Genomic DNA, 25,016 nt, shown 5'->3' with positions numbered 1-25,016 from the left:
TTGCCTCTTAGTATTTCATAGAAAACATTTTGGTAGATGTTGTTTGGGCGGATGTTGCCTCATCATGAGTCTTGGCGCGACTTCGACGAGGGGTGTGCGTGCCGCTCAGCAGGCTGTATTTTTTGCTGCTAATATCGGTTTCTACCTCGATCTCTTTTAACACCTTGTTGATCTCCTTGAGCCGGGTTTCAATGGAACGTTTTTTATTCACCATGCTCTCTCGCTTCACAGTCAGCATATAGAGGCGGTTTGCCTCGTGGGCAAGTTCGCCACCCAAGCTTGCCAGGTGTTTGATACGTGAGGTCCCCTTGATCGAAGCACAGCCCCGCTGTGGTCTGGCTAAAATACTCATAAACGTCCTCCTGATTTTTTATTCATGCGTGACCATTCCCATTTTTGCAGTACTGGTCGATCGCCTTTAAAACAATGTCTTTCACTTTTTTTGCGGTTGTCTTGCTACCGATCCGCGATGTCTCGGAAGTAAGAATATCCAAACAGATTTGTCGAAAGATGGGATCGGTCTTGTCAATCTTGACACGGCCCTTGTAGGAATAGACCGCCTTGGCAATCATCAGACAACCACGAACGGTGGGAGCAAACTCGTATTGCCCCGAATCCCGCACACTCCGTACGATGTCAACAATCTTGGCCGCATCGACAAGCGGCGTCCCCGATTTTTTTTGGGTGATTTTCATCTCGGATTCACGATCGAAGGACTCAAGGTCGAGGGTCACCAATCGATCACGGAGGGCATCCTGAGACCGATGTACCCCAGCATATTCTTCGGGATTGCTGGTAAAAATGGCGTGAAAATCGGGGTGAACTTTGATGATCTGTTCCCCTTGCCCACGGCTGGTTGGGAAATTCAAGACCCCTTCTTGCAGAACCGAAAGGAGCACATTGTTGGCCTCTGGGCGGGAACGGGTAAATTCGTCGTAAACCAGGGTGTAGCCGTTTTGGCAGGCATGGGTCAGCCTGTTGTCGACCCACTCCCTGGAGGCATCCTCTTCGACTTTCAAGACCGAGGAAATAAAATTGTCGCGCAAACTTCTCCTATGATAGCCGATCTCTCCTCCAATCAAATGAGTGGTAGAAAGTTCTTCATCTCCCTGCAGCCATACCACCGGTCTGTTCAAGAACTCGGCAAGACGCAATGCCAAGGTCGTTTTGCCGGTCCCCGCGATACCGCGTAGATGAACCGGAAAACCGGCCTTTAGATAATGCATGGCCCGATCCAAGACACCTTTGATAAAAGAGGTTTCGATAAAACCTTCGCCGGCCTTGGGCTGCACGACGGTCATGGCCCCTTGATCAACTTCCATAGCAAGCCTCCCCCCGATTCCCTGGTTTCAGTTTCCATCCCTGTCCCTTTGCAATCGTGACACAGGTGGAACTTGTTTTTTAATGATTTGGCAATACGGACTACCCCGCGGCCGTGGCAAAAGGCACAAACGATCTTTTCCGATTGATTCATGTCATCCCCCAGGGAGGATCAACCATCCGCCTTCAAGCGCGGAGGGGTGACCTTCCGTGAAAAGGCATCTTAGTTACTTAGAGCGAGATGCCTTCTGTTTTGCTGCATTGACGGCGTTTTTTAAATTACGGCGCTTGGCTTGCATCGTCTTCTCAACCTTTTCCCACGCTCGATGCGCGGCCGTGCAATCCTGATGGACTGTCCGTTGTTGTTTTTGGAATTTGTGCTGCAGAGCCTCAACGGTTCCGGTCAAGTCGTCCACAAAGGCGCCGAGATCGGCTCGGAGCTTGTTTCCCATGGCCTTCTGCTCCTTGGCGAACTTGTTCTGGAGCTTATGGGTGTCCAGCTTCAAGTTCTTCACATCAACGATATTCTTTCCGAGGAAGTTCACTCTGGCATCAAAAGCGCCCAGAAAATCCTCCCCCAAATTTACGAATTGTTCTGCGAGTCCCATATCATTAACCATCCTTTCTTGTGTTAGCCATTTCCCATGGCCGCTACCTGTTTGTTGTCCGCACCAAAAAGTTCCGTCTCGAGATCACCAATGACCTTCTTGAATTCCCTGGCCGATACCAGAGTGTTGGCCTCAAGCGCCTCAAGGGCGGAGCGGATCTTTTCCTGCTCCCGTTGAAACGCAAAAATCTCTTCCCTCGCTTCATCGATTAGCCTGGAAAGCCCTTCCTTGCACCGTTCCACCTCTTGGAAGATGCCAGCCTCGAGAGAGTGTTTAAGCCTCGCGGCGAGCCCCCTCTGCTTTTTTAGGGATTCCCTGATGAGCGTCTTGATTTCGGATTCTCGGCTCAACTGGAACGCGAGAATCCTGCCCATGATCCCATCGAAGTCTTTCCTTCGAAGGCTTCCAACTAAGGTCAAGGCATTGCGAAGCCGCCCTTGAACCGCTTCTTGCTCGCGACGATAGCCGTCGAGAAGTTCAAGCCCCTGCTCAATCAGGCGACCCACGGCGTTGACCCCCAATTCAAACGAGGCCACAACGCCCTCTGCTAAGCTTCGGATCTCTTCAGGTACGGGCACCACACTGCTCCTTGGTATTCAAGGTTCAGACGGTTTGGCAAACGGAGCCTTCGTTTTAAAGCGAAGGGTTCGCTCGGCAAACCCCCTTGAAACTTTTATTTAGGCAGGTTGAGCAGCGCTGGTTGTTAAGCCAATCGCTTCGGCATATTTCAAATAGGTCTCGACCCCGGCGACCACGACCCTGGCCTCGAGAGATAGGAATTCGATCCCCACGAGCGAAAGCCTTGCCCAAGCATCAATTACGATCCCTTTGTCAAGGATGCGATCGATAACTTCTGCAAGTGACGAACTAGCCATTGATTTTTGCACGGCCATAACTACCCCCTTTTTTTGTCCTTCACCTCACAAGGTGAAAGGACGGTTTTTATGATCAGACGTTTTGTCTTCAATATAGTCTAGATGGTCTAGCAATTAACGTGCCAGGTCAGTAAAGGTGGAAGGCATGCAGGGTTCGTAACATCGATAAGTGGTTGTGCTGTTTGTTTTTAAACGGCCAAAAAATTGATGAATGACGCCATGGTGGAAAGTAAAAGCTAAGGTGGAAATTAAAAATTTTGAGTAAAAGGGTTCTCAATTGGGAAGGGGCCTACTCGATTCACTGGGGTCACTTATTCTAAGGTCTGTAATGAGCCGCGGTAGTTGCCTAATTAAAAAATGGGGTATTGAAAGCAGCTTGTATGAGATTTTTTCGCCCGTTGAAAGTTTGACGAATATTGTTTCAAGACAAATATTTCCATCATAAACCCTGACGGATATTGGCGGTTTATAGAGGGTATTAAATCTGTGCAATGACGCAAGTGTCGTTCCCTTGCCAGATTTTACCTCAATCGGTATTATGAAATTTTCGTGTGGCAGGATAAAATCCACATCGGCCGTAGACGTTCTGTTTTCAGAAACCCAGAAGAACAATTCCGGCTTTTTTGCAGAGCTGGTCAGTGCAAGAATTTCTTGGGCAACAAACTGTTCAACTAAGCCACCACCATAAACGGAAGACAAGAGAGGAGATTCCATAATGTCTTTTGTAATTCTATTTCTGTTTTGTGCAAGCCCCACATCTAGATAAAAAAGTTTGGGATGAATTTTCGTGCGCGGAGCAAGAGGAAACCGTGCTGAAGTTATTGCATTCACTTTTGTTATAAGCATGGCTTTTCGTAAAAGTTCCACGCCCTTTGAAACCTGTTGGGGGGTAAGAATAGTAGCATTGAGTTTTGAATAATTGATTTGCCTTCCAATCCACTTTGGGATCTCACCAAATATCAACTCAAGATGTGACGTGTCAAATCGCGATTGATACTTCCTAAAATCTTCTTCCAGAGTTTTTACAAGATTTTCTGCCGTTTTTTGGGCCTCCATCATGCTGGAGGTCAGAAGAAACTTTTTTATAGGTTCTGGCATGCCACCTATTATCAAATAATCGCGGTAAAAATTTCGTAGTTTGTCTGCCACGACACCGGACAACACATCATTGTGCCCGACACCATTGATGAATCTCAAAATTCTTTCCTCCCCTATGGCCTCGAGATATTCCTCAAAAACCAAGGGATACAAATACATCATCTCAACCCTTCCGACGGGAAATGACCTTATTTGTTCATCCAGAATAAATTCAAGCAGCGACCCTGCGGCAATAACGTAATATTTTGGGAATTCTTCATAGAAGTATCGGAGCTTTGTGATAGCATCGGGACATGCCTGTATTTCGTCAAGAAACAACAGTGTATTTTCAGGTTCTATTGAAACATTTTTGGTAATCTCGATTTGGTTCAGAATACTTTTTATTTGATCTTCTGATGAGAAGAGTTTTCTCATGGATGATTCTCTTTCGAAATTTACGACTACGACATTTTTAAACTCTCTCCTTCCAAACTCTTCAATTAAGAAACTTTTTCCGACTTGTCTTGCCCCACGAACAATCAGCGGTTTGTGATCGATCTGTCTTCTCCACCGCGAAAGGTCTGAAGACAGAAATCTAGGGAAATACATAGGTTACACCTCTAACTCAACTGAATTATACCCTATCTAGATGAAGTAGTCACCCAAATTATAGGCAGCATGATATTTCACGACAGATATTGAGAGTGTTGAAAAATGTCATTCCCGCGAAACATGCCCTCGACCCCGATCGGGGGGCGGGAATCCAGTGTTTTCAAGAATTTATGGATCCCCGTTTTCACGGGGATGACAATTTACGACCAATGACTGACCGATTACAAGCCATTCAACATTTCAACTGCTTTGAGTAATTTCTTCTTAAACGGGATGATTGCTTTAATTCCTCGTCGTTCGCGTAAGCCCTCCAACCCGGCTTTATGCAAGCAATTTTGAATCTTAAACAGTTTCACTTATGACCCTTTTTTAGACTATCAATGAAACAGAAATAAAAGACAATTTTTAAAGCCAATATGAGTATCAGAAACGTATTCCAGCCAATTAGCAACTAAAATAGTCTTAATTGGCTAAAAACGTAAAGCATAAATTAAGCCAATTAGTATCATTTTATTGACTATTTGGCTGGATTTCTGTAAGTTGTACCTGCCATGAAATCCAAACGAATCAATGCAAATAAACAATTCATAGGCCGGGAATTTGAACTTTCGAAACTCGCTCAAATAGCTGATACCAACGAAGCATCTATTGTTGTGGTATACGGCAGGCGCAGGGTCGGCAAAACAGAACTTGTCGAACAGGCCTTTAGAAACCGGAACATCATAAAATTTGAAGGGGTCGAAGGCGAGCACAAATTCAGCCAGATGAAGCACGTGCTTTCACAGTTTTCTGAATATGCTGGAGATCCTCTTATTGCCAAGCTTAACCTCAGAAGCTGGGCAGAGATATTTCAATTGATTGCAAAATATACCTTAAAGGGGGAATGGACCCTATTTCTAGATGAATTGCAATGGTTGGCATCCTATCGCAGTCAGCTAATAGCCGAACTTAAATATGTCTGGGATAACTATTTTAGGCAAAATAGATCGCTGGTCCTTGTTCTGTGTGGTTCATCTCCGTCATTCATCATCAACAAAGTTCTTCATTCCCGTGCTCTTTATAACCGGTCCCAGCACGAAATACATTTGCAGGAATTTGACCTCCATGAAACGAAGTCATTTCTCGGAAGCAGGCGTTCTAACCGGGAGGTCATGGATGCTTATCTGACCGTAGGAGGCATACCGGAATATCTGAAATATCTGAACCGTGAGTCGTCAGTCTTTTTGGGGTTGTGCAAAAATACATTCGTATCGGGAAGTTTCTTCTCGAATGAATACCAAAGAATTTTTACAAGCAGGCTGGGCTCAAACAGAGATTATCTTAAAGTTATTAGATTTCTAAGCAGAGAAAGGTTTGCTGCAAGACAGGAGATTGCAAAACATATCAAGTGTGAGACAGGAGGAACACTGACTGCCTTATTAAAGGATTTGGAGCTTTGCGGATTCATAACAAGATATGTCCCATATAATCTGGATGAACAAAGTCTGCTTACAAGATACGGTATCAGCGACCAATATCTGCAATTTTATTTTAAATTCATCGAGCCGGTCTATGGAGAAATACAAAACGGTAGCTTTAATAAAAATCCAGCCCTTCCTATCAACACCGATACATACCTAAAATGGCTGGGGTATAGTTTTGAACGCCTCTGTAGAAAGCGGCATCGCCTTATTGCCAAATTGCTTGGATTTGAATCGGTCATATATAAGGCAGGGGCTTTCTTTAATCGCCAGTCACATACTCAAGATAAAGGATTTCAAATAGACCTTGTTTTTGACAGGTCAGACAGGGTCATCACAATATGTGAGATAAAATATTTGCAATCAAAGGCAACGCGCAGGATTATTGCGGACTTCGAACGTAAACTGGAATTGTTTCCAAACCCAAAAAAGGCTACTATTAATAAGGTTCTTATTACCACAGAGGGTGCCGACAATGAACTGACAAGTTATTTTGACAGAATACTGACACTTGATGATATTTTCTTGGCATAAGGGGTAAAAATTACATTTTTCACCGTATCAATAGATTATGCAAGAGGTCTGATTTTTAAACTCCGTATTCCTTCACCTTATTGTAGAGCGTTTTTCGTGAGATGCCGAGCAGGCGCGCAGCCTCTTCATAATGCCCCTGGGTGCGGTGTAAGGCATTTTGGATAAGGCTCTTCTCCACTTGAATGGCAATTCGGCGTGAGGCTTCTAGGAGGGGGAGATTGGGTTCCAAGGGGAGGGTAATTTCATGAAGGGGGGCTTTTTTTTCTGGCTGACAAACTTCAAGAGGAAGATTGGCTACTTCGATCTGGCCAGTGGCGATGACGCTGGCTCGCTTTAAAGCATTTCTCAACTCCCTTACATTTCCGGGAAATGAATAATTTTGCAGTCGTTCCAAGGCCTCTGGGGTAATCCCTTCAATTTTTTTCTCGAGTTCTAAACCAAATTCAGCAACAAAATGCGCACAAAGCAGGTGAATATCTTCGGGTCTTTCTCTTAAAGGGGGGAGGTGGATGGGGAATTCGTTAAGTCGATACAACAGATCTAATCTAAAACCATTTTCTTTAGACGACCGAGCTAAATCAATATTGGTTGCTGCGATAACCCGTACCGATGTTTTAATGGGTTTTCTCCCCCCGACCCTTTTGAGTTCATGGGTTTCAAGAAAGCGAAGGAGCTTGGATTGAACGCTGGGAGGAATATTCCCTATCTCATCTAAAAAGATGGTGCCGCCGTCAGCCATTTCAAAATGTCCCGGTTGAGAAGACACCGCACCCGTGAAAGAGCCTTTTTCGTGCCCAAAAAGCTCACTTTCAATAAGCGTCTCAGGAATGGCGGCACAATCGACAGGAATAAAGGGCCCATTAGCACGCTTTGAGAGATGATGAATAGCATTGGCAGCCAGTTCCTTGCCAGTTCCCGATTCACCCAAGAGCAAGACATTCACATTGGTAGGGGCCACAGAATGAATCAATTTAATGACCTCTTGGATTTTTTCGGATTGACCCATGAGCATCTTTAACGTTTCAGATTCACCCAGCGTGGTTCTCAGCTTGTTCATTTCATCATACAGCCTTCTTTGGGTGATGGCCTTATCAAGGAGGGTTTTAAGTTCTTCGTTATCAAAGGGTTTTGGCATGTAGTGAAAGGCCCCTTGTTTCATGGCCTCAACGGCGGTTTTCACGGTTTCGTAAGCGGTTAACATAATCACAGGTAGGTGAGGATCTTTTTCACGGATCTCCTTTAGAACAGCGAGCCCGTCTTGGTTGCCCAGCTTGAGATCCAACAGAGCGGCGCAGGGCGATTCCGTCTGCATCAGTGATAAGACGGAACCAGGAGAAGTGGTCCAAATGACACGATACCCTTCTTTGGTGAGCACTTTTTCCAGTGTGCGGCAAAGATCTTCTTCGTCATCAATGATGAGAATGGTTTCCATTAAGAAGCCGCAGGGAACTTTATGGTGAAAACAGTTCCCTTTCCAACCCGGCTCTTCACATCAATCGCTGCCTTGTGGTCATCGAGTATCGACTTGACCACCCAGAGCCCCAGCCCCGTTCCCTTGCCGATCTCTTTTGTGGTGAAAAAGGGGGTGTAAATCTTGTCGAGATTCTTCGAATGGATTCCAAGCCCCGTGTCACTGACGATGACCTCGACTGAGCCCTTCTGATCGGTTCGCACCTCCACCCGCAATTTGCCCCCTTTGGGCATGGCCGCCTGGGCATTCCAGATCAGGTTCATGAGGACCTGCTGCAGTAGGTTGTCATCGGATAGGACGTGGGGAATTGTTTCGGTGAATCGTTTTTCCACGGTGATGTTGGAGAGTTTGAGCTGGCGTTCCACCATCTTGATGGAATGGTTGACGACCGTTGTAAGATCAACCGGTTTTCGGACCACCCCGTTTACGTGGGTGTAGGCCAAGAGATTCTTGATGATTCCCCCGCAAAAGTGGGCCTCTCGGTAGAGAAGGTTTAAGGTCTCCCGGATTTCGTTCATCTCCTTCTTGCGAATCTTCTTATTCAGGACATTCTCCAAAAGATACTGGGTGTGCGAGGAAATAATGGCCAGGGGGTTGTTGATCTCGTGGGCCGCCCCAGCGGTGAACTGACCCAAGAGAGACATCTTCTCCGTTTGACGGATCTGATTCTCCAGAAGGCGTTTCTCGGTTACATCCTTGAAGATGCAGAGGACTGCCTTCTCGCCTTCGTGGCGGATACCACTGGCCGTCATGCTTAAGGTTCGCGTTTTTCCCTTCTCAAGGGGGATACAAAGATCCTTGAAATCAACTGGGCCCAGCATAATTTTCTCAAGGCCGTCCTTCAGGGTCTTCTTAGATCTCTTTGGGAAAAGATCGACAAGAGACATCTTTCTCAGCTGGTGCCTCATCTTAAGGAGGAGATGCTCCGTCTGACGGTTGCACTCCAGGATCCTTCCCCCGCCGGGGCGGCAGACCACAACCCCGTCTGGGGAACCCTCGAACAGGGCCTGGTATTTCTCCTCGGAGACCTTGACCCTTTCCCCTAGTGTGGCGATCTTCATCCTGATCCCACCCTTCTCGAACTCTTCGTCGAGTTTCTGAATCTTTCTTACCTCAAGAAACGGCCTGGCGGCCGAGAGGAGCTCCTCTTTGACTTGGGGTCGGTTCATCCTAGGGAGTATACCTCCAAAATCTTGTGGGGGAAACATTTTTTTGTCAAACCAGATTGTGAAGGGCCCCGAGGGTTTCTCCGATAAGGTTGAGTTCTTGCCTTGCTTCGCGCGCCCATGCCTCGTGACCTAGCTCTGCCCACTCGCAGAGTCCAGAGAATGTCTCTCGGATGAGGATCCCCTCATTCACCACCTCGCGGTTGGCAACCCGTGCGAAGATATCGGCATATTTTCCCGAGAGCAGGTCTTCGATCGTGGTTTCGGAGGCAAATAGCCCCTTCCGCGTGATGGCCCCCAGTCGGATGAGTTCTTTTACACCGGCCTTGACCTTTGCTTTGACCACCTCTGCCTTGAAGAAGCCCTGGAGGCTCTCCCTCATCTTTTTCTTAAACTCCTTTAAGACAAATTCGGCCACGATCTTTCGAATATTCGCAAACTGCCTATCGAAATCGGTTGGCGAACTCCTTCCCAAGATCGCTCGTTTCATGACGCGGGCGGGTTCGAGGTGGATCGGGACGGAGAGGATCTCACCTGCGTGTTTGTCCGAGATCTTAAATTTTAGATCGATGACCAGACCCTCGAGGGCCTTCTCGAGATGGTCTCTTTCCTTGTGGGGTAGGTTCATGAAGGGTCGGTCGATGTCACTTTCGGCAGAAAGGAGGGTCTTTAAGATCCCCCCACCGGAGGGGTCCCCCTGAAAGAGGAGGTGGGCGAATTGATAAAGGGGTTCTAATCGGCGGCTGTCGAGGAGGTTCCAGTTGACATGGAGGGGGGCAAACCCAGGAGGTTTTTTCATAGGCTAGAGATTATAAACCGTTTTGATTGTTTGAAAAGGGAGTCGGTAGATGACATAAGTGAGTTCGTAATCCTTCTTTAAAAGCGGCTCGATCTTGTGCCTGACCCCCATGAAAAGAAGGACTGTCTCTCCGTCTTGCAAGGTCTCCTGCACCCTCCGAACAATGAATTGATCCCTTTCCGCCAGGAGGGCATCACTTTGGGCCCGATAGGGGGTCGCATGGGACGCATCGGAGGAACCGCTAAACGCCTGAGAGAGGAGGTCGTACTCTTTCAAGAGGAGCCCCGGGTCTTCTGTCCCTTCGAGACGGGCGCCCCGCTTCATGAACCCGAGCAGAAGACGATGGTTCATGCTCCCTTTCAAGGCCAATTGTCGGACAATCTCTTCTTCCCTGCCGCAGACCGGAAGGGCATCTTGATAGATGCGCACCTTCTCCCACGGAAGTGCGAGATCGAGGAGCTTTTTTTGCAGACCGGCCCACATCTCTTGGATCGAGCGAACCTTCTCCCCATGCCCCTCACCCGACTGGATGAGGGAGACTTCCCTCTCGGTGTGGAGGATAGGAACGTAAAAAAGGCGCCTCACATCGCCCCCCCGCCGGATGCGGGATCGAGGACTTCTTCGATGAGCCGCTGCAGGTGATGGAGGTCAAACGGCTTTGCCACAAAGTCGGAAATGTTAAGCTCCGAGGCCTCACGAATGAGCCCGGCGGTACCATAGCCTGTCAGCATCACGACCCTTGTTTTTTTGTCCCTCTTGCGAAGTTGCTTTAGGGTTTCAAACCCGTCCAGCTTCGGCATTCGCATATCCAGGACGATGAGATCGGGTTTTTCTTTTCGAGCAACCTTCAACCCTTCTAACCCCGAGGCGGCTGTGAAGACCTGGTACCCCCTCTTCGGGAAAAATTTTGCAAACACCTCGAGGAGTTCCCTCTCGTCATCAATCATCAGTAGGGTCGTCATTTCTTCCTTCCTTCCTTCCTTCCTTCCTTCCTTCCTTCCTTCCTTCCTTCCTTCCTAGAGACTGCCAGGACCTTTTTGGCAATGGAGACAAGCTCTCCTTCCTGGAACGGCTTGTAGAGAAAGAAGTTCACCCCCCCTGCCTTCACAAAATCCCCTTCGCGACCGCCAAAACCGTCGGGACGGCCAGAGACCAAGACCACCTCCGTTTTCGGAGAAACTTCTCTAACCTTCTTACAGGTCTCCACCCCATCCATCCCCGGCATCCAGAGGTCGACTAAGGCCAGGGCAAAGTTTTGCAGTTTGGCATTTCGAACCGCCTCCTTTCCTGAGCCGGCGATCGTTACAGAATAGCCCGCCTCTTTCAACTCCTCCCTCACCGCGATCCCCACAACACGGTCATCATCTACCACCAAGATCTTTTCACCCTTAGACAAACGCCTCTTATTAAGCATATTTCCCCCTTCCACCCCTTTTAGGAAAGTTCTTTTTCAGAACCTTCTTTGTGAATCGACCAATATCAAGCGTGATCGGCTTGTCGATGATCATATCACATTCGCCGACTTGAAAGGCCTCCTGCTTTCTCATCTCCAGTTCTTCGTGAAGCCCAGACATGAGAACGATCTTCATTCGAGGATCGATTTGCTTGAGTCGCCTTGCCGTCTCGATACCGTCCATGGGGTCCATGATGAGGTTGACATACGCAAGATCAAACTGCTTTTTCCCTAAGATGCGAAGTGCATCGCTCCCTCTACACGCGGTCTGTACGCGATACCCCTCTTCAAGAAGCTGCTCCTTGAGTGCGAGGCAGACGACAGGATCATCATCCACAATGAGAATCCCGTTTAGCGTCATTGCACCCCCTCGATGGGCAATCGGATCGTAAAGGTTGTTCCCTTGCCCACCTCCGAATCCACCTCAATCGTCCCCCCATGATTTTTGACGATCGTATAACTAATAGAAAGCCCAAGGCCGGTTCCCTTACCAGGCTCCTTGGTCGTAAAAAAAGGATCAAAGATTTGCTGCAGGTGCTCCTTCTGGATCCCGTGGCCGCTGTCCTCGAAAAAGACCTCCACACTCTCCTTGTTCTCTGAAGGACGAGTCCCGATGATGAGTTCTTTTCTGGTGGGCGGCGTGGTCGAATTCAGGGCGTCCCGCGCATTGGTGATCATGTTCAAAAAAACCTGTTGGAGCTGACGCCGGTCGCCTCGGATCTGAGGCAACCGTGAGAAACGCTTGGTGACTTTTGTCCCCTTCCGATTCAACTGATATTGAATGAATCTCAAGGTCCTTTCGATACAATTTCTGAGGTCGAAACTCTCCACTTTGCCCTCCGACGGCCGTGCGAATGCCGAGAGTTCGGTCACGACCTTCGCTGCGTGAACGGCGGCCTCATGGATGTCTTTCAGAAGGCGGTTGAACTTTTTTGTCCCTTTTGTCCTCTTGATCAAGACTCGAGACAGGCCAATGACCCCGGTCAAGGGACTGTTGAGTTCATGGGCTATCCCTGCGGCGAGCTGGCCAATTCCCGACAGCTTTTCAGCCTGGACCAGGCTCGTTTCGAGCCGGTGCGTCTCTTCTAGGGTCGCCTCGAGTGTGTTCCGAGACCGCTCGATCTCCTTGGTACGTTCGACGATCTTCTGCTCCAGCGTTATCGCGTGCTCTTTCAGCTGCTCCTGGAGTCTCTGCTGCTCATCCTTCAGCGCCTCATGTTCCAAGGCACGCTCGATCACGGTGGGAAGGGTGGCCAGATGGGCCGAGTCGGGTGCCTTCACGATGTAATCGGCCACCCCCGATTTCAGGGCCTCCACGGCAGAATGCTCATCGCCACTCCCTGTCACCATAATCCCCAGGACTTTTGGAGAAAGGCCCTGGAGCAGGCGAAAAACCTCGAGCCCTGTCATGTCGGGCATCTCGAGGTCCAACAAAACAACATCGTAGGAATTTTTTGAAAACAGCTTGAGCCCCTGGGTTCCATCGGGGGCGGTGTCTACCGCATAGTGGCTCTTTTCCAGTGCCTCTTTGGTGAGCAAAGCCATGCCAGGATCATCTTCAAAGAGGAGAATCCGGGTTGGGTTCATGGCTTCACCAAAGGGAGACTCACAATCTCCAAAAAGAGACCCAGGCCATGAATCCTTTCCTGAAACTGTTTGTATTCGACCGGTTTTGTAATGTAGTTGTTGGCCCCGAGCCGATAGCTCCGATCGATTTCTTTTGGATCCTCTGTGCTTGTCAGGATAATAACCGGAATGATTTTGAGGTCTTCGTCTTTTTTGATCTGAGACAAGATTGCAAAACCGTCGACCTTGGGGAGATTCAGATCGAGGAGAATCAACCCTGGACGTGGCGCCTTTCCCTCCGCGGCAAACTCCCTGCGACGATAAAGAAAGTTGAGCGCCATCTCTCCATCCGTTACGGTATAAATCTTGTTGATAACACCGTGGTTTTTTAAATTTTCCTGCACCAGGAGGGCATGCCCCTCGTCGTCTTCAACGAGCAGAATATCAATTGGTTTGGGTGGTTCCATGAGACTCCTTTGGGAGTGTAAAATAAAACGTGCTTCCTTGCCCTTTTTTAGATTGTACCCAAATCCTCCCCCCATGGCCATGGGTTATTTTCCTCACTGTGGTAGTCGAGTAAACACCCTAATGACTTCTTGTTCAAAGAAATGTTTAACGTGATCCCATTGGGTGGGCTTGAGCATCTTTGGCATTTCATCTGCCTCAGCATCCGCGAAATAAACAAGGCTTTTTTGAATGTGAATTAAGTTTGAGGCCAATTTTTTATACTTTTTCTGGTAAAATCTCAAAATTTCATTCAACGAAAATCCTTGACTACAAAGAAAATAAAGATCCACAAAATCCCGCTTGGCCCCTCGACCAGAAATGGCATCAATTTTCATGGCGGCTATGTCCTGAAGGGAGGCAAGAGAGAGGGACAAATAGGGGTGTGCCTTTTCGATCAAAGGGTATTCATAAACAAAGAGAGAAAATTTAACCCCTTGAAACTCTCCTAAGACGGAGCCCTTATCCGATTGATCCACTGCAAAGGAACCCAGTTGAGACAATGCTTCGGCAACCTTTTTTGGGTCGAAGGTTTCTTGAGTAAAAAAGTCGAAATCAACCGAAATACGATGCCCCATCTGTAAAGCGGCCGCTGTCCCTCCAGCGAGATAGGCTTCTCGTAAAAGCCCTGAGCTTCCTAGTAGGGCCAAGCTGTCTTTGGCTCCTCCGATGAGTGCTTCTTCAAACACAATATCTCCTCTCTGGGGATATCAAAAATAACGGACCAAAAGTGGGCGCTCTTGGGAGACACACCCCGAAAGTTGGCAAACACTGATTTTATTTCGTCTCTTGTAAAGTTCTGTTTCATCCACGAGACGGCCTTTTCATCTCCAAATTCCAAAATCCTTTTAAGGATATAAACCCGGTGTTGATCGAGGGAGAGGGGCTCAAAATCAACATCCCAAAAATATTTTTTTAAAAATGAAGGGGGTTTTTGCAAGAGAATATCAATTGGCTTGGGTGGTTCCATGAGACTCCTTTGGGAGTGTAAAATAAAACGTGCTTCCTTGCCCCTTTTTAGATTGTACCCAAATCCTCCCCCCATGGCCATGGATAATTTTCCTCACAATGGTAAGCCCGAGCCCCTCTCCCTTGACTGGTTTCTCCCCGAGACGTGAAAATATTTTGAAGATCTTCTCAAAATCTTTTTCTTCGATGCCAATCCCTGTGTCTGCAACGGAAAACTGAAAAGCGCCGTTGGTCGAGACACACCGAACCTCAATTGCTTTGGGGAATTTTTCCCCCATATAATTAATGGCATTGGCGATCAGATTAGAAAAGACCTGGCTTATCTCATTGGCACGGCAATGGAGGTGGGGCAGGGGGTGGCAGACAAAGTCAATTTTCTCCTGCTCCAACTGATGAGAAAATACACCCCGTATATCGCCCAATAAGACGTTGAAATCTTTCTCCTCAAAGGGATCGGCCTGTCGCCCAATCTTGGAAAGACGCAAGAGGCTCTGGATCATTTGATCCATTTTATCGACCCCCTTTTTGATAAAGGCAAAAGACTGCTCCCCCCTCTTTTCAAAGCGAGCCATCACCTCCGCCGGTGCAGCGCCTGCAGTACCCGATGTTTCCTCAATCCGAAGGCTCTTTAGCGAATCCCTCAGAAGACAAAACTCCTCCTCCAAGCGATGGGTGAACCCCTGTATATTAATGAGTGGCGACTTGAGATCATGGGAAACAATGTGAAGGAGCTGTTCCATCTCCGCGGTAAGATGGGCGAGATCGCGGTTTTTGGTGTCGAGTTCTCGGGCAATCTTTTCAAGTTTCTGATTCGCGAGCTGGAGATGATCGATAAGCCGCTTGTTTTCTTGGGAGAGGCGCGCCTCGCGATGGGCCTTCTTGAGGAGTGCCTGCAGTTCCTCCATGTTGAGCGGTTTTTCAAGGTAGGCGGTTGCCCCCTGATTGAGGGCTTGGATCGCATTTTCGAGGCTCGCGTGACCGCTCATGATGACAACGGCGACATCCGGGTTGATCTCCCGCACGGTCTGAAGGACCTCGAGGCCGCTCATGTCGGGGAGCTGGATATCGGCAAGGATCACGCTGACCGGGTTTTGGGCATAGGCCTTGATCGCCTCGTTACCGCTCTCAAAGATGATCGGTTGATAATGCCAATCCTCCAGGATATCAAACAACGTCCCCCGCGTACCGGGATCGTCATCGACAACCATGATGGGTAGTGGATTCGTAGATTTCACTTCAGCTCGGCCACTTCATCCAGGAGCTTGACTAGCCTCTCCATGTCGATCGGCTTGAAAAGGCAGGCGTAGGCGCCCTTGTTTAGGGCCTCTTTGGTGATCTCTTCGGCGGTGTAGGCGGTGACCATGATCACCGGGATTTCAGGTGTTAACTTATGGATCTCATCGAAGGTCGCGATACCATCAAACTCCGGCATCTTCACGTCGAGGAAGATAATGTCGAAGTTGTCCCCCTTTCGAAGAAGCTCGATCGCCTCACGCCCGCTCTGGGCGGTCGCGACCTTATACCCGCGAGTTTCCAGCAGATCCTTGAAGGTTTCCCGGTCTTCCAGGCGGTCATCGACCACCAGGATGAGCTGGGTCTTTAAGACCCGTTCGATCGTTCGGATGACCTTGTCCATGTCAAACGGTTTGTAGATGACCGTGTAGGCCCCTTCCTCGATCGCCTCCTTGATCAAATCCTCCACGGCGTAAGCGGTCATCATGATCACTCGGGTCTTTTCATTGATCTTTCTGATCTCGCGAAAGGTTTGGACCCCATTGATCCCCGGCATCTTGATGTCCATGAAGATGATATCGAAAGAGTCTTTTTTGACCTTGTCGATCGCAGTGAAGCCGTCCTCGGCGGTCTCGACGCGAAAGCCGCGGTCTGCCAGGATGTCGGTGAACGTCTCGAGCATCCCTATTTGATCGTCCACGACAAGAATGTTCACATTTTTTTCGGTCATGGGTTCCTCCTTGTCTTTTCTAACCGGTCGATAGCAAGATGGTAAAAGTCGTCCCTTTCCCGACCACGCTCTGAACCTCGATCCTTCCGTTGTGCCGTTCGATGATTCCGTGAGAAACGGCCAGCCCAAGGCCAACACCGCGGGCCTTTGTGGTAAAAAAGGGATCGAAGAGTTTTTTCAAATGCTCCTGTGGGATACCGCTGCCGGTGTCCCTGAATTGGATTTCGACCCATGCGTTGGACCGACGGGTTGCCACGGTCAGCATCCCGCCTTCGTTCATCGACTGGATGGCATTCAAGGCGAGATTCAAAAAGACCTGACGCATTTGATCCGGATCGACCATTGCCTGCGGGAGCTGCTTGTCAAACTCCTTTGAAATTCGCACGTTCGTTGGCAACTCGACCGCCGAGATGGCATCTTCGATCACGCGATGGATGTCGGTCGGGGCGATATCGGGCTTGCGCGTGCGGGAGAAACCCAAGAGATCGCCGATGATCTTCGTCGAATTATCGATTTCTTTTTCCATGATGCGCAGGTGCTTCGCAAGTTTCTCGTCTTCCATCCCCACCTTTGTTTTAATGTAATAGACGGCGTTCTTCAGCACACCGAGCGGATTTCGGAGTTCGTGCCCAATCCCCGAGGCGAGTTGTCCCACCGCCGCCAGTTTTTCTTGTTGGACCAACTTTTCTTGGGCCTCCCGAAGTTCTTCATTAGCCGCCTCGATCTCTTCGTTGGAAGACGTCAATTCCTCGTTGCTGGCCTCCAGCTCCTCCGTCGTTGCCTTGAGTTCTTCGTTTGAAGTCTGCAACTCCTCGTTGAAGGTCTGGAGCTCTTCGTTTTTGTCTTGGATCGAATCGGCCATGGTATTGAAGGAGACCGATAATTCTCCGATCTCATCTCTGGATTTCACATCGGATCTCACCGAGAGATCTCCTTGTGACATCACCACCGTTGCCATTCGCAGCCTTGAGATAGGAATCACAATGGAGCGAGAAATGAAGAATCCCAAAAGAAAGGCGAGAAAAATAGAAATCGCGCTGACGGTAAGGATCACCGTTCTTGTGCGAGCGCCCGTTTCATCGGCATGATCATCCCGCCTTTTTAATTCTTGAACCTCTGAATCAAAGCGCAACTTAATGACTGTATTCAATGCCTCCTCAGCTGTTTCGAGTTCTTCTTTTGCCTCCAAAATCGCCTCAATCCCTCGTTCCTCCTTCGCGACCCTGACGAGGTTAAGCGATGCCTGATAGAGTTTTGACTTGCCTTCTTTGATCTTTTCGAAAAGAGAGGCCTCTTCTCCTTCGGTAAGTTCCTCAGCTTTTTGCCCAGGAGGCTCCACGGTTCCCGCAAGGGTCTTGTCCAACTCCTGATTTACCTCTTCGAATTGGCGCAGTTCCTCTCGCAGTTCGTTTTCATCTCCCTTAATCAACGGAAGTAACGCAAGGCTCACGGCCTCGGTTTGCAAGCTGTTTGAGAGGGCCTTAACCCTCCCCAAGACAACCAACTCTGGGGCCGTTTCGTCTACGATGATGTCAAAGTCTTCGATGATCTTACCATTTCCCGTATACCCCACATACCCAACGACAATACAAAGCATCACCATCCCCAGAAAACCAAGGGTCAGCCTGCTTTTTATCTTCATTTTTCCTCCCTTGCAGACTGAGAATTTAATAGACGAAACTCATACGTCAACATGGCGATCACCCGGAAATTGTCTGAGGTTCCATTAAGACCGATGGGGATGCCCAAGCCAAGTTCCCACGTTTTGGGAAGGTCCCATACCAAGCCCGGTGTCAGGTACATTTGGTTTTCTTCGCCGTCATTATTCCACCTGTTGTTTCTCCAGTTGAACTCGGTGGTGAAGCGAATGGGTCCCGCGGGAACAAAGAATCCAATGTTCCAGTTCAACTCATGGGCAGCAGGTTCGTCCTCATCTGGGTCGGTATGATTTTTGATGCGCTGGACAAGGCTTATACCAAATTGCGTAAAAATCTGACTATTGTTGAGTTTTGGAAAGTCTTTCGCCAGGATAAAAAAAGGCTCATATTCAATAAAGCCCTCCGTGAGTTCCTTGTTAAGATCACCCAGCGGGAGGCTTATCTCAAAACCAGCAGCGACGTGAAAAGCCCAGTCTGCAATGTTCATGAAACTGTATTTGGTGCCAATTTCCAGATCGCCAATCCCCCGCGTAGCGCCTCCGGCTGTTGGATCTCGATTGACAAAGGCATCCCATTCTAATTCGATCTGCCAGGCGTCCGTTATTCCATATTCGATTGAAAGGGGAATTTGAATGATATTCTGGGCATCCCCTTCGCTAAATCTTGGGGCGATGGTTAGTTGAACCTCACCCTTCTCTTGAGGATAGACTACCTCTGTTTGAAAGACCTCTTGCAGCGGTTGTTGATACCCTCGCTCCTTTTCCTCTTCGGCAACAGCCAACCGACTTGTTCCAAAAACAAGAAATGCCGTTAAGAGCATAACGAAAACATTTTTCATCGAGTAGAACCTATCATAACTCACCGGATTCACAAACATTAAATCCTTTTCTGAAAATCTTCGCCCTCTTGTCGACGCATTCAAAAAGTTCACGGGGCCTTCCCCAAAGCGACTCCGCCTTGCCGAGCCAGAGGAAGCCGTTCGGATTCAGGGCCCGGTGAAGTTTGAGGAGGACCGTTTCTTGCAACTCCTTGGAAAAGTAGATCAGGACATTGCGACAGGAGATGAGGTCGAAGGTCCCCGGACACTCCCCACCGACAAGATCGAGACGCCGGAACTGAACCGACCTCCGAATTACGGGAACAATTTGATATCCCTTTCCCCCCCTCTGAAGATATTTCTCTCGAAGAGGAATCGGCAGATTTTTTAATTTCGCTTCTGAATAGGTTCCCTCCCGCGCTGAGAGGAGTGAACTCTCGTCGAGGTCGGTCCCGAGGATTCTGACCTCGGATCTCTGACATCGAGCTTCTTCAATGAGGATGGCCAGCGAATAAGCCTCTTCTCCCGTTGCACACCCTGCCGACCAAATCTTCACCGTGTCATGCGTTCGTTGTGCAAGGCGATCAGGAAAAACCTTTTTGGCGACCGTCTCCCAGTGCTCCGGTTCCCGAAAGAACTCCGTCACGTGGATCGTGAGTTCTTTTAAGAGATTGTGGGATTCAACATTCTCTCCGGTGAGGCGATCGAGGTAGGCCTGGTAGGTGGGTGAACCGGTGGCATGCATTCTCCGGGCGATCCGTCGCAGGAGGGTACTCTGCCGATATTCACGAAAATCGCACCCTGTCTTTTCGTAGAGGCACTTAAGAATTTGAACCAACTCCACCATTCTTATGATTTTTCCTCAGTGTCCGTGGGAGTTCAATGCTCACATCAGAGCCTCTCCCTTCCCAGCTCTTGAAACGGATCCGCCCTCCATGGGACCGAATGATCGCCTCGGCCAAGGGGAGTCCCAGTCCCACCCCATCTTTTTTGGTGCTGTAGAAGGGCTGGAAGGCCTTCGAGATTATCTCTTCGGGGACCCCCTTGCCCGTGTCTCGAATCACGATGTGATATCTCTTCCCACCGGAATTCATCCAGACCTCAAGGTTGATCCTCCCTCCCTGGGGCATTGCATCCAGGGAGTTCATCAGAAGATTGAGGAGGGCCTGTTGGAATCGCTTCTCGTCGACGAAAATGGGGAGGAGCCCTTTCGGGATTGTTTTTCTGATTTTCACCTTTTGATTCTTTGCGCGCACCTTGATCAGCCGGAGGACCTGTTCCAAGAGCGGTTTCATCGGCCTTGCTTGAAAGCCGATCTGCTGGGGGCGTGCAAAGTCGAGGAGATCGCCAACAACACGATCGGCATTCTCAGTGGCCCTGATGATCGTCTCCAGGCTCTCCTTAAGGTCCTTGTTTTCATGAACCTCTCCCAGACAATACTGGGCGGTCGATCTGACGATCGCCAGGGGGTTTCGGATTTCGTGCGCAATCCCCGCGGCAAGCGGTTCCATGATTCGGCTCCGCTCCGACTCGTAGAGTTCTTCTTCGACCCTTCGAATCTCGGTAATGTCTCGGTAGCCCTCCGCGATTCCCATAATCTTCCCCGCGGCATCTTTCAGAGGGTAACAGGTGATCTGGTAGCTGAAGTCTTCGGCATCCTTTCGTGCCTGGAGGGGCCCCATCCGCGAAGTCTTCTTTCCCCTAGCAAAGGTCTTGCCCGCAGTGCACCCAGGGCACTGCTCTCTTCGCCCGTGAAGCTTGTACCAACAGGCCTTTCCGATAAAATTTTTGTAGGAGTCTCCTGTTTCAGACTTTGACATCGTCTTCAGCATCGTCTCGTTGATCCGCTTGATTCTAAAATCTTTACCGATCATCACCATGGGATCGTCGATCCCGTCAAAGATCGAGAGAAGTGCGAAGCGGCTCTTTGAAATTTTGTCTTCCAGCTCTTTGGCCCCCGTGATGTCCTGAAAAAGGACAAGGACATTCGGTGGGAGCATTCGCATAAAAACATGAAAGACCCTTGTGCCGAGTTTCGGGAATTCTCCCTGGAGGATTTTTGGATTTTGTTGCTTGACAACGGATGACAGGCTAGTGATTTGCGAATATTTCTTTCCGTCGGCAGTGAGAGTGATCTTGTTATTTCCCAGGGTCTGAAAAAGGGTTTTCCCCTTGAGTCTTTCCAACGGGATTTTAAAAAAACGGGCAAAGGCGGGGTTGGCCGCCACGATCAAAAAATTTTTGTTGCAGACAACGTACGGAAGGGGACATGCCGAGAAAGTTGTTTCCCCGACCCATCCCTTCTCCCGGCTCGGAAACCATTTTAAAATATCATCAAGCAAAATCATAGAATGCGCCCCTCAGGCCCCCTTCTTCATTTCCAAACTTCGCCAAAACGGAAGACGGTGGATGAGATAGCTGGTGCGGATATCTTTGGCCAACCACTCATCCACTCGGTGAAGGAGGCCGATAAAAAGGACCCCCGTTTCCCCTTTTTTGAGTGTTGAGCCGATTTGGGCACTCATCTTTTTATCCCTTTTTTGCAAGAGTTCCGCACTTTGCTCTTCGAATTCATGCACCCGTTTTTCACGTTCATGGTGGGTCTTGGCTTGGGTAATCTGCCTGATGTGATGATACTCTTCCAGAAGGAGCTTGGGATCCTCGGTACCTACAAGGGTTGCCCCCTTACGCATCATCCATTGAACCAGTTTGTGGTTCGGGCTCCCTTTTTTTGCCAAATCGGCAATGATCTGTTTTTCCATTCCACAAACAGGAAGACCGTCTTGATAAACCTTGACCTTCTTGTAGGAAAAATTCATTTGCTGAATCTTCTGCTGGATTCCACTCCACATTTCATCAATGACTCGGACATGTTCATTCCACTTTTGCTTGCCGAACTTCTTGATATACGCCTCTCTCATGGAGGGGGCCAGCGTGCCCATGTCACTTGTTGTGTGAAGAATGGGGATATAGACCAGACACCTCACCCAAGCACCTCCTTGACGACTGCCTTCACTTCATCAAGGTCAAAAGGCTTGGTGAGATAATCAGTGGCCCCTAGCTCCATCGCTTCTCGTGCCGAGCTAAGACCGCTATGAGCCGTGAGGATTACCACCTGGGGCGCTGGTTTTGTAAAACCTTGATGAATCTCCTTTAAGACCTCAAGGCCGTTAATTCCCGGCATTTTCAGGTCAAGCAAGAGGAGCCGAACCCTTTCTTTTTTAAGGAGTGCCAGGGCTTTTTCTCCCGTCGTAGCCGTTAAAACTCGGTAACCTTCCTTGCACAACACCTTCTTAAGCACATCACACAGCTCAGGCTCGTCATCTGCAATAAGAATATGGGGTAAGGAAGGAGACATTGAAGAAAATTTTAACCCTGTAGTAAAAAGTTAGCAATAAAAAGACATAAAAAGGGCTGAAAATCTTTTTAACCCATAAGTATTGACACCATAAGTATTGACCTTGGCCCCTAGGATGCTTATGTAAAAATCGGAGTTTACCTTCATGGCTACCAAACGTGATTACTATGAAATCTTGTCGGTTACTCGCAATGCCAGCACCGACGATGTCAAACGAGCTTATCGCAAAATTGCTTTTGAATTTCACCCCGATCGCAACCCCGATGCTGAAGCTGAAACGAAATTTAAAGAGGCCAGCGAGGCCTACGAAGTTCTAAGTAGTGCTGAAAAAAGGGCCATTTATGATCGCTACGGGCATGAAGGGCTTCAAAGCGGCGGGTTCCACGCCGGCTTTTCGGATGTTGACGATATTTTTTCTAGTTTTGGTGATATTTTCGAAGAATTTTTTGGTTTTGGCGGTCGGGGTGGTAAACAAAGAGGGCCGAGATCTGGGGAAGATCTTCGCTATGATTTAAACATCACTTTTCAAGAAGCCTTTACGGGTTTAGAAAAAGAGATTCAAATCACCAGGCAAGAGGCCTGTGAACTTTGTAGAGGTAAGGGTTATCCGCCTGATTGTGCGCCTAAGGTTTGTAATACCTGCCATGGCCAAGGCCAAATTTTACGCAGTCAGGGATTTTTTGCCATTAGCAGCACTTGCCATCGCTGCCATGGTACGGGAATGGTGATCGATCAATACTGCGAAGATTGTCGTGGTCATGGCAAGGTGCGGCTTAGTAAAAAAATTAAAGTTAAAATCCCCGCTGGAGTCGACAATAATATGCGTTTGCGTTTAGCAGGTGAAGGCAATGCCGGTGAAGTGAATGCCCCCCACGGCGACCTTTATGTGTTTATTTTCGTCAAAGAAGACCCCCATTTTAAACGCGAGGGAGATGATTTGATGATGCGTTACGATATTTCGATGGTCGATGCTGCCTTGGGTGCCGAAGTTATCGTTACAACTCCTGATGGTGAAGCCAAATTGAAAATACCTGCAGGCACCGATACGGGTGAAGTGTTGACATTGGCTAACCAAGGGATGCCACGAGTCAATGGTAAAGGAAGAGGGAAATTACATGTTTCCATTTTTGTTAATACCCCTAAACACTTGACCCACGAGCAAAAGGCCTTGCTCGAAGAATTTCAAACCCTCCAACCCGCAAAAAAGAAAAAAGGTTTTTTCGGATATTAGAACGGTTCTGTAATCACAGAGCCTGATTGATAGTCAATTGTTACGCGAAAAAGTCGGAAAAAATCGAGTCCAATTAAAGCATCAATTCCCCATCCTTCTGCAAATTTGGCAACTCTAACCGCAACATTTTCTATTTCTTGTCCCAGACATTTTATCTTTGGAATAGTAAGCTTCCCATATTTCTTGGTTTGTTCGAATGGGGAAACTTCAATATTCAATTTTTGGTTGGATTTTAATAAACCAATAGTATTTAAAAATTCATCCGAAAATTCTGTAGTAGGAGCGCCAGTATCTAAAATGCCACGGAAGGTGTGAGCAATACCAAACTTGTCAACGATAGAAGAGGTCACATAGATGTGATGTTCAGAAGTGTCAAAGGTCGTTATGTTCGACATGACTTCGTAATCCAGAGAAGCTAGACTTTCCTGTATACCAGAAGGCCTCTGATTGACCAGAAAGAGGCTTTGAATACACCTCGTGTTTGGAAGGGGAATGGTAAAGAACTTTGCCGGATTTTAATTTTCCTGATTCATCAATCTCATAATCCACAACGCGAAGCCACTCATTCGGAAAAGATTCTTTTATTTCCTCCCAGGTCATTATTCTTTCCATAAAGGCCCTTTAAAGAATTTGCTTTTTAATTCAACTTTCGAATATCACAAGAGAATTAAAATATAAAGTATTTAAATGCCAAAAACGTAATGCTTCAGTGACGGGTGGAAAAAGTGTTGTGTCATTCCCGCCCCCGATCAGGGCGAGGATGACAGCGAACCACCCGTCACTGAGGCATTACCACCCACATAATTATGGTATTGATTAATGGTATTAATATATGGTAAGTGTGGGCAATGGAAAAGCATGGAATCTTACCCATTGATAAAGCAGGGCGTGTGGTTATCCCTGCTGAAATTCGTAAAGAGTATGCTCTGGGTGCAGGCTCAACCCTGCAGGTCCATAAGACCAAACGAGGGATTTTGCTTCAACCCATCCAATCAAAACCCAAACTGGAAAATAAATCAGGGTTTTTAATCGTGACTAGCAAAGAAAAAGCACCTATCGATTCCGACCCAATATTAGATAATCTGCGTGAAGGCCGCATTCATGAAATCACCCATTCTGATTGATACATCAGTGATGGTGGCGGCTACGCTTAAAGAACATAGGCATCATCAAGCCTCCTTTGCGCTCATCAAAAAAGTAATGGATGGGAAGATAAAAGGTTACTTGTGTAGTCATAGTTTGGCAGAGGCCTTTGCGGTTCTTACTGCTATGCCCATTCAACCACGCATTAGTTCTGAATTAGCTTTGGAACTCATGCAAAATAATTTTGCAAAAAATTTTTCTATTATCGAGTTGAAAAAGGCAGATTATTTTGCAGCCATGGCCCGAGTTTGCAAGACGGCGTTAAAGGGAGGGATTCTCTACGATGCCCTGATCGTTCAAGCGGCCTTGCGGATGCAAATTCCTTCTCTTTACACGTGGAATATTCAGCATTTTGGCCATTTGTCATTTGAAGAAGTAAGTATCTTGCAACCTTCGGAATAAATTTCCCAAACCCAAAAACCCTTCGTTGTC

Annotated in this window: 31 protein-coding genes; 4 read left to right on the top strand and 27 right to left on the bottom strand. The window is 48.1% G+C overall.

What is annotated here, in order from left to right:
- Positions 1 to 7 precede the first annotated feature (7 nt).
- The 6 genes from HYU97_08165 to HYU97_08140 form a co-directional block, all read right to left on the bottom strand.
- A complete protein-coding gene (locus HYU97_08165) occupies positions 8 to 352 on the bottom strand; it encodes a hypothetical protein (protein ID MBI2336719.1) in 345 nt (114 codons plus the stop codon).
- A 22-nt stretch (positions 353 to 374) separates the two neighbouring features.
- On the bottom strand, positions 375 to 1,322 hold the full coding sequence (gene gvpN, locus HYU97_08160) for a gas vesicle protein GvpN (GenBank protein MBI2336718.1): 948 nt from the start codon (positions 1,320 to 1,322) through the stop codon (positions 375 to 377).
- Between the two features lie 225 nt (positions 1,323 to 1,547).
- Complete coding sequence (locus tag HYU97_08155; GenBank protein ID MBI2336717.1) at positions 1,548 to 1,928, bottom strand: hypothetical protein; 381 nt, start codon at positions 1,926 to 1,928, stop codon at positions 1,548 to 1,550.
- Between the two features lie 23 nt (positions 1,929 to 1,951).
- Complete coding sequence (locus HYU97_08150) at positions 1,952 to 2,464, bottom strand: hypothetical protein (GenBank protein MBI2336716.1); 513 nt, start codon at positions 2,462 to 2,464, stop codon at positions 1,952 to 1,954.
- 141 nt (positions 2,465 to 2,605) lie between these two features.
- Positions 2,606 to 2,821 (bottom strand): gas vesicle structural protein GvpA, encoded by a 216-nt coding sequence (gene gvpA, locus HYU97_08145; protein MBI2336715.1) that lies wholly within the window; start codon positions 2,819 to 2,821, stop codon positions 2,606 to 2,608.
- Between the two features lie 255 nt (positions 2,822 to 3,076).
- Positions 3,077 to 4,489, bottom strand: coding sequence for an ATP-binding protein (locus HYU97_08140; protein MBI2336714.1), 1,413 nt, complete (start codon positions 4,487 to 4,489; stop codon positions 3,077 to 3,079).
- Positions 4,490 to 5,043: 554 nt separating this feature from the next.
- Between HYU97_08140 and HYU97_08135 the strand changes: the two genes are divergently transcribed.
- Positions 5,044 to 6,486, top strand: a complete 1,443-nt coding sequence (locus tag HYU97_08135) for an AAA family ATPase (protein MBI2336713.1) — start codon at positions 5,044 to 5,046, stop codon at positions 6,484 to 6,486.
- 55 nt (positions 6,487 to 6,541) lie between these two features.
- Here HYU97_08135 and HYU97_08130 read toward each other — a convergent pair whose 3' ends face one another.
- From HYU97_08130 to HYU97_08040, 19 genes are all read right to left on the bottom strand, one after another.
- Complete coding sequence (locus HYU97_08130) at positions 6,542 to 7,918, bottom strand: sigma-54-dependent Fis family transcriptional regulator (GenBank protein MBI2336712.1); 1,377 nt, start codon at positions 7,916 to 7,918, stop codon at positions 6,542 to 6,544.
- Complete coding sequence (locus HYU97_08125) at positions 7,918 to 9,126, bottom strand: PAS domain-containing protein (GenBank protein ID MBI2336711.1); 1,209 nt, start codon at positions 9,124 to 9,126, stop codon at positions 7,918 to 7,920. The genes HYU97_08130 and HYU97_08125 overlap by 1 nt, the downstream gene beginning before the upstream one ends.
- A 46-nt stretch (positions 9,127 to 9,172) precedes the next feature.
- Positions 9,173 to 9,922, bottom strand: coding sequence for a hypothetical protein (locus HYU97_08120; GenBank protein MBI2336710.1), 750 nt, complete (start codon positions 9,920 to 9,922; stop codon positions 9,173 to 9,175).
- A gap of 3 nt (positions 9,923 to 9,925) precedes the next feature.
- A complete protein-coding gene (locus HYU97_08115) occupies positions 9,926 to 10,507 on the bottom strand; it encodes a hypothetical protein (protein MBI2336709.1) in 582 nt (193 codons plus the stop codon).
- Entirely contained in the window at positions 10,504 to 10,884 is a 381-nt protein-coding gene (locus HYU97_08110; protein MBI2336708.1) for a response regulator, read from the bottom strand. Before HYU97_08110 ends, HYU97_08115 begins: the two co-directional genes overlap by 4 nt.
- Positions 10,881 to 11,336, bottom strand: coding sequence for a response regulator (locus HYU97_08105; GenBank protein ID MBI2336707.1), 456 nt, complete (start codon positions 11,334 to 11,336; stop codon positions 10,881 to 10,883). Before HYU97_08105 ends, HYU97_08110 begins: the two co-directional genes overlap by 4 nt.
- A complete protein-coding gene (locus HYU97_08100; GenBank protein ID MBI2336706.1) occupies positions 11,329 to 11,736 on the bottom strand; it encodes a response regulator in 408 nt (135 codons plus the stop codon). The genes HYU97_08105 and HYU97_08100 overlap by 8 nt, the downstream gene beginning before the upstream one ends.
- Positions 11,733 to 12,962, bottom strand: a complete 1,230-nt coding sequence (locus tag HYU97_08095) for a response regulator (protein ID MBI2336705.1) — start codon at positions 12,960 to 12,962, stop codon at positions 11,733 to 11,735. Before HYU97_08095 ends, HYU97_08100 begins: the two co-directional genes overlap by 4 nt.
- Positions 12,959 to 13,408 (bottom strand): response regulator, encoded by a 450-nt coding sequence (locus HYU97_08090; protein ID MBI2336704.1) that lies wholly within the window; start codon positions 13,406 to 13,408, stop codon positions 12,959 to 12,961. Before HYU97_08090 ends, HYU97_08095 begins: the two co-directional genes overlap by 4 nt.
- A complete protein-coding gene (locus HYU97_08085; GenBank protein ID MBI2336703.1) occupies positions 13,386 to 13,505 on the bottom strand; it encodes a hypothetical protein in 120 nt (39 codons plus the stop codon). The genes HYU97_08090 and HYU97_08085 overlap by 23 nt, the downstream gene beginning before the upstream one ends.
- Positions 13,502 to 14,134: a nucleotidyl transferase AbiEii/AbiGii toxin family protein gene (locus HYU97_08080; GenBank protein ID MBI2336702.1), complete on the bottom strand. Its 633-nt coding sequence runs from the start codon at positions 14,132 to 14,134 to the stop codon at positions 13,502 to 13,504. The genes HYU97_08085 and HYU97_08080 overlap by 4 nt, the downstream gene beginning before the upstream one ends.
- Before the next feature lie 258 nt (positions 14,135 to 14,392).
- Positions 14,393 to 15,649 (bottom strand): response regulator, encoded by a 1,257-nt coding sequence (locus HYU97_08075; GenBank protein MBI2336701.1) that lies wholly within the window; start codon positions 15,647 to 15,649, stop codon positions 14,393 to 14,395.
- Positions 15,646 to 16,377 (bottom strand): response regulator, encoded by a 732-nt coding sequence (locus tag HYU97_08070; protein MBI2336700.1) that lies wholly within the window; start codon positions 16,375 to 16,377, stop codon positions 15,646 to 15,648. Before HYU97_08070 ends, HYU97_08075 begins: the two co-directional genes overlap by 4 nt.
- A 19-nt stretch (positions 16,378 to 16,396) precedes the next feature.
- Complete coding sequence (locus HYU97_08065) at positions 16,397 to 18,019, bottom strand: HAMP domain-containing protein (protein MBI2336699.1); 1,623 nt, start codon at positions 18,017 to 18,019, stop codon at positions 16,397 to 16,399.
- Positions 18,016 to 18,873 carry a transporter gene (locus tag HYU97_08060; GenBank protein MBI2336698.1) on the bottom strand — a complete coding sequence of 286 codons (858 nt, stop codon included), beginning with the start codon at positions 18,871 to 18,873 and terminating at the stop codon, positions 18,016 to 18,018. Before HYU97_08060 ends, HYU97_08065 begins: the two co-directional genes overlap by 4 nt.
- A gap of 13 nt (positions 18,874 to 18,886) precedes the next feature.
- Positions 18,887 to 19,699, bottom strand: a complete 813-nt coding sequence (locus HYU97_08055; protein ID MBI2336697.1) for a protein-glutamate O-methyltransferase CheR — start codon at positions 19,697 to 19,699, stop codon at positions 18,887 to 18,889.
- Positions 19,674 to 21,200, bottom strand: coding sequence for a PAS domain-containing protein (locus tag HYU97_08050; GenBank protein MBI2336696.1), 1,527 nt, complete (start codon positions 21,198 to 21,200; stop codon positions 19,674 to 19,676). Before HYU97_08050 ends, HYU97_08055 begins: the two co-directional genes overlap by 26 nt.
- A gap of 12 nt (positions 21,201 to 21,212) precedes the next feature.
- The gene (locus HYU97_08045; protein ID MBI2336695.1) at positions 21,213 to 21,794 is read right to left on the bottom strand and encodes a hypothetical protein; all 582 of its coding nucleotides are present in this window, start codon (positions 21,792 to 21,794) and stop codon (positions 21,213 to 21,215) included.
- 41 nt (positions 21,795 to 21,835) lie between these two features.
- Entirely contained in the window at positions 21,836 to 22,210 is a 375-nt protein-coding gene (locus tag HYU97_08040) for a response regulator (GenBank protein ID MBI2336694.1), read from the bottom strand.
- 145 nt (positions 22,211 to 22,355) lie between these two features.
- Between HYU97_08040 and dnaJ the strand changes: the two genes are divergently transcribed.
- A complete protein-coding gene (gene dnaJ, locus HYU97_08035; GenBank protein ID MBI2336693.1) occupies positions 22,356 to 23,441 on the top strand; it encodes a molecular chaperone DnaJ in 1,086 nt (361 codons plus the stop codon).
- Here dnaJ and HYU97_08030 read toward each other — a convergent pair.
- Together HYU97_08030 and HYU97_08025 are read right to left on the bottom strand one after the other, a co-directional pair.
- Positions 23,438 to 23,791, bottom strand: a complete 354-nt coding sequence (locus HYU97_08030; GenBank protein ID MBI2336692.1) for an aspartyl protease family protein — start codon at positions 23,789 to 23,791, stop codon at positions 23,438 to 23,440. The genes dnaJ and HYU97_08030 overlap by 4 nt on opposite strands.
- A gap of 22 nt (positions 23,792 to 23,813) precedes the next feature.
- Complete coding sequence (locus HYU97_08025) at positions 23,814 to 24,053, bottom strand: hypothetical protein (protein MBI2336691.1); 240 nt, start codon at positions 24,051 to 24,053, stop codon at positions 23,814 to 23,816.
- Between the two features lie 236 nt (positions 24,054 to 24,289).
- Here HYU97_08025 and HYU97_08020 point away from each other — a divergent pair, with 236 nt between their 5' ends.
- Both HYU97_08020 and HYU97_08015 read left to right on the top strand, forming a co-directional pair.
- Positions 24,290 to 24,565: an AbrB/MazE/SpoVT family DNA-binding domain-containing protein gene (locus tag HYU97_08020; protein MBI2336690.1), complete on the top strand. Its 276-nt coding sequence runs from the start codon at positions 24,290 to 24,292 to the stop codon at positions 24,563 to 24,565.
- Positions 24,543 to 24,986: a PIN domain-containing protein gene (locus HYU97_08015; protein ID MBI2336689.1), complete on the top strand. Its 444-nt coding sequence runs from the start codon at positions 24,543 to 24,545 to the stop codon at positions 24,984 to 24,986. The genes HYU97_08020 and HYU97_08015 overlap by 23 nt, the downstream gene beginning before the upstream one ends.
- Positions 24,987 to 25,016: the final 30 nt, after the last annotated feature.

This window comes from Deltaproteobacteria bacterium, assembly GCA_016183235.1.
Lineage (GTDB): Bacteria > UBA10199 > UBA10199 > DSSB01 > JACPFA01 > JACPFA01.
Note: the sequence above shows the minus strand (reverse complement) of the source record. Positions and strands in the feature narration are given on the sequence as shown.

Excerpts from the sequence above, each read along its gene's own strand:
- HYU97_08060 (MBI2336698.1), bottom strand. The coding sequence starts at position 18,873 with ATGAAAAATGTTTTCGTTATGCTCTTAACGGCATTTCTTGTTTTTGGA.
- HYU97_08110 (MBI2336708.1), bottom strand. The coding sequence starts at position 10,884 with ATGACGACCCTACTGATGATTGATGACGAGAGGGAACTCCTCGAGGTG.
- HYU97_08070 (MBI2336700.1), bottom strand. The coding sequence starts at position 16,377 with ATGACCGAAAAAAATGTGAACATTCTTGTCGTGGACGATCAAATAGGG.
- HYU97_08165 (MBI2336719.1), bottom strand. The coding sequence starts at position 352 with ATGAGTATTTTAGCCAGACCACAGCGGGGCTGTGCTTCGATCAAGGGG.
- HYU97_08095 (MBI2336705.1), bottom strand. The coding sequence starts at position 12,962 with ATGAACCCAACCCGGATTCTCCTCTTTGAAGATGATCCTGGCATGGCT.
- HYU97_08020 (MBI2336690.1), top strand. The coding sequence starts at position 24,290 with ATGGAAAAGCATGGAATCTTACCCATTGATAAAGCAGGGCGTGTGGTT.
- HYU97_08065 (MBI2336699.1), bottom strand. The coding sequence starts at position 18,019 with ATGAAGATAAAAAGCAGGCTGACCCTTGGTTTTCTGGGGATGGTGATG.
- dnaJ (MBI2336693.1), top strand. The coding sequence starts at position 22,356 with ATGGCTACCAAACGTGATTACTATGAAATCTTGTCGGTTACTCGCAAT.
- HYU97_08100 (MBI2336706.1), bottom strand. The coding sequence starts at position 11,736 with ATGACGCTAAACGGGATTCTCATTGTGGATGATGATCCTGTCGTCTGC.
- HYU97_08130 (MBI2336712.1), bottom strand. The coding sequence starts at position 7,918 with ATGGAAACCATTCTCATCATTGATGACGAAGAAGATCTTTGCCGCACA.
- HYU97_08120 (MBI2336710.1), bottom strand. The coding sequence starts at position 9,922 with ATGAAAAAACCTCCTGGGTTTGCCCCCCTCCATGTCAACTGGAACCTC.
- HYU97_08025 (MBI2336691.1), bottom strand. The coding sequence starts at position 24,053 with ATGGAAAGAATAATGACCTGGGAGGAAATAAAAGAATCTTTTCCGAAT.
- HYU97_08050 (MBI2336696.1), bottom strand. The coding sequence starts at position 21,200 with ATGATTTTGCTTGATGATATTTTAAAATGGTTTCCGAGCCGGGAGAAG.
- HYU97_08105 (MBI2336707.1), bottom strand. The coding sequence starts at position 11,336 with ATGCTTAATAAGAGGCGTTTGTCTAAGGGTGAAAAGATCTTGGTGGTA.
- HYU97_08015 (MBI2336689.1), top strand. The coding sequence starts at position 24,543 with ATGAAATCACCCATTCTGATTGATACATCAGTGATGGTGGCGGCTACG.
- HYU97_08090 (MBI2336704.1), bottom strand. The coding sequence starts at position 13,408 with ATGGAACCACCCAAACCAATTGATATTCTGCTCGTTGAAGACGACGAG.
- HYU97_08135 (MBI2336713.1), top strand. The coding sequence starts at position 5,044 with ATGAAATCCAAACGAATCAATGCAAATAAACAATTCATAGGCCGGGAA.
- gvpN (MBI2336718.1), bottom strand. The coding sequence starts at position 1,322 with ATGGAAGTTGATCAAGGGGCCATGACCGTCGTGCAGCCCAAGGCCGGC.
- HYU97_08125 (MBI2336711.1), bottom strand. The coding sequence starts at position 9,126 with ATGAACCGACCCCAAGTCAAAGAGGAGCTCCTCTCGGCCGCCAGGCCG.
- HYU97_08040 (MBI2336694.1), bottom strand. The coding sequence starts at position 22,210 with ATGTCTCCTTCCTTACCCCATATTCTTATTGCAGATGACGAGCCTGAG.
- HYU97_08055 (MBI2336697.1), bottom strand. The coding sequence starts at position 19,699 with ATGGTGGAGTTGGTTCAAATTCTTAAGTGCCTCTACGAAAAGACAGGG.
- HYU97_08045 (MBI2336695.1), bottom strand. The coding sequence starts at position 21,794 with ATGGGCACGCTGGCCCCCTCCATGAGAGAGGCGTATATCAAGAAGTTC.
- HYU97_08140 (MBI2336714.1), bottom strand. The coding sequence starts at position 4,489 with ATGTATTTCCCTAGATTTCTGTCTTCAGACCTTTCGCGGTGGAGAAGA.
- gvpA (MBI2336715.1), bottom strand. The coding sequence starts at position 2,821 with ATGGCCGTGCAAAAATCAATGGCTAGTTCGTCACTTGCAGAAGTTATC.
- HYU97_08155 (MBI2336717.1), bottom strand. The coding sequence starts at position 1,928 with ATGGGACTCGCAGAACAATTCGTAAATTTGGGGGAGGATTTTCTGGGC.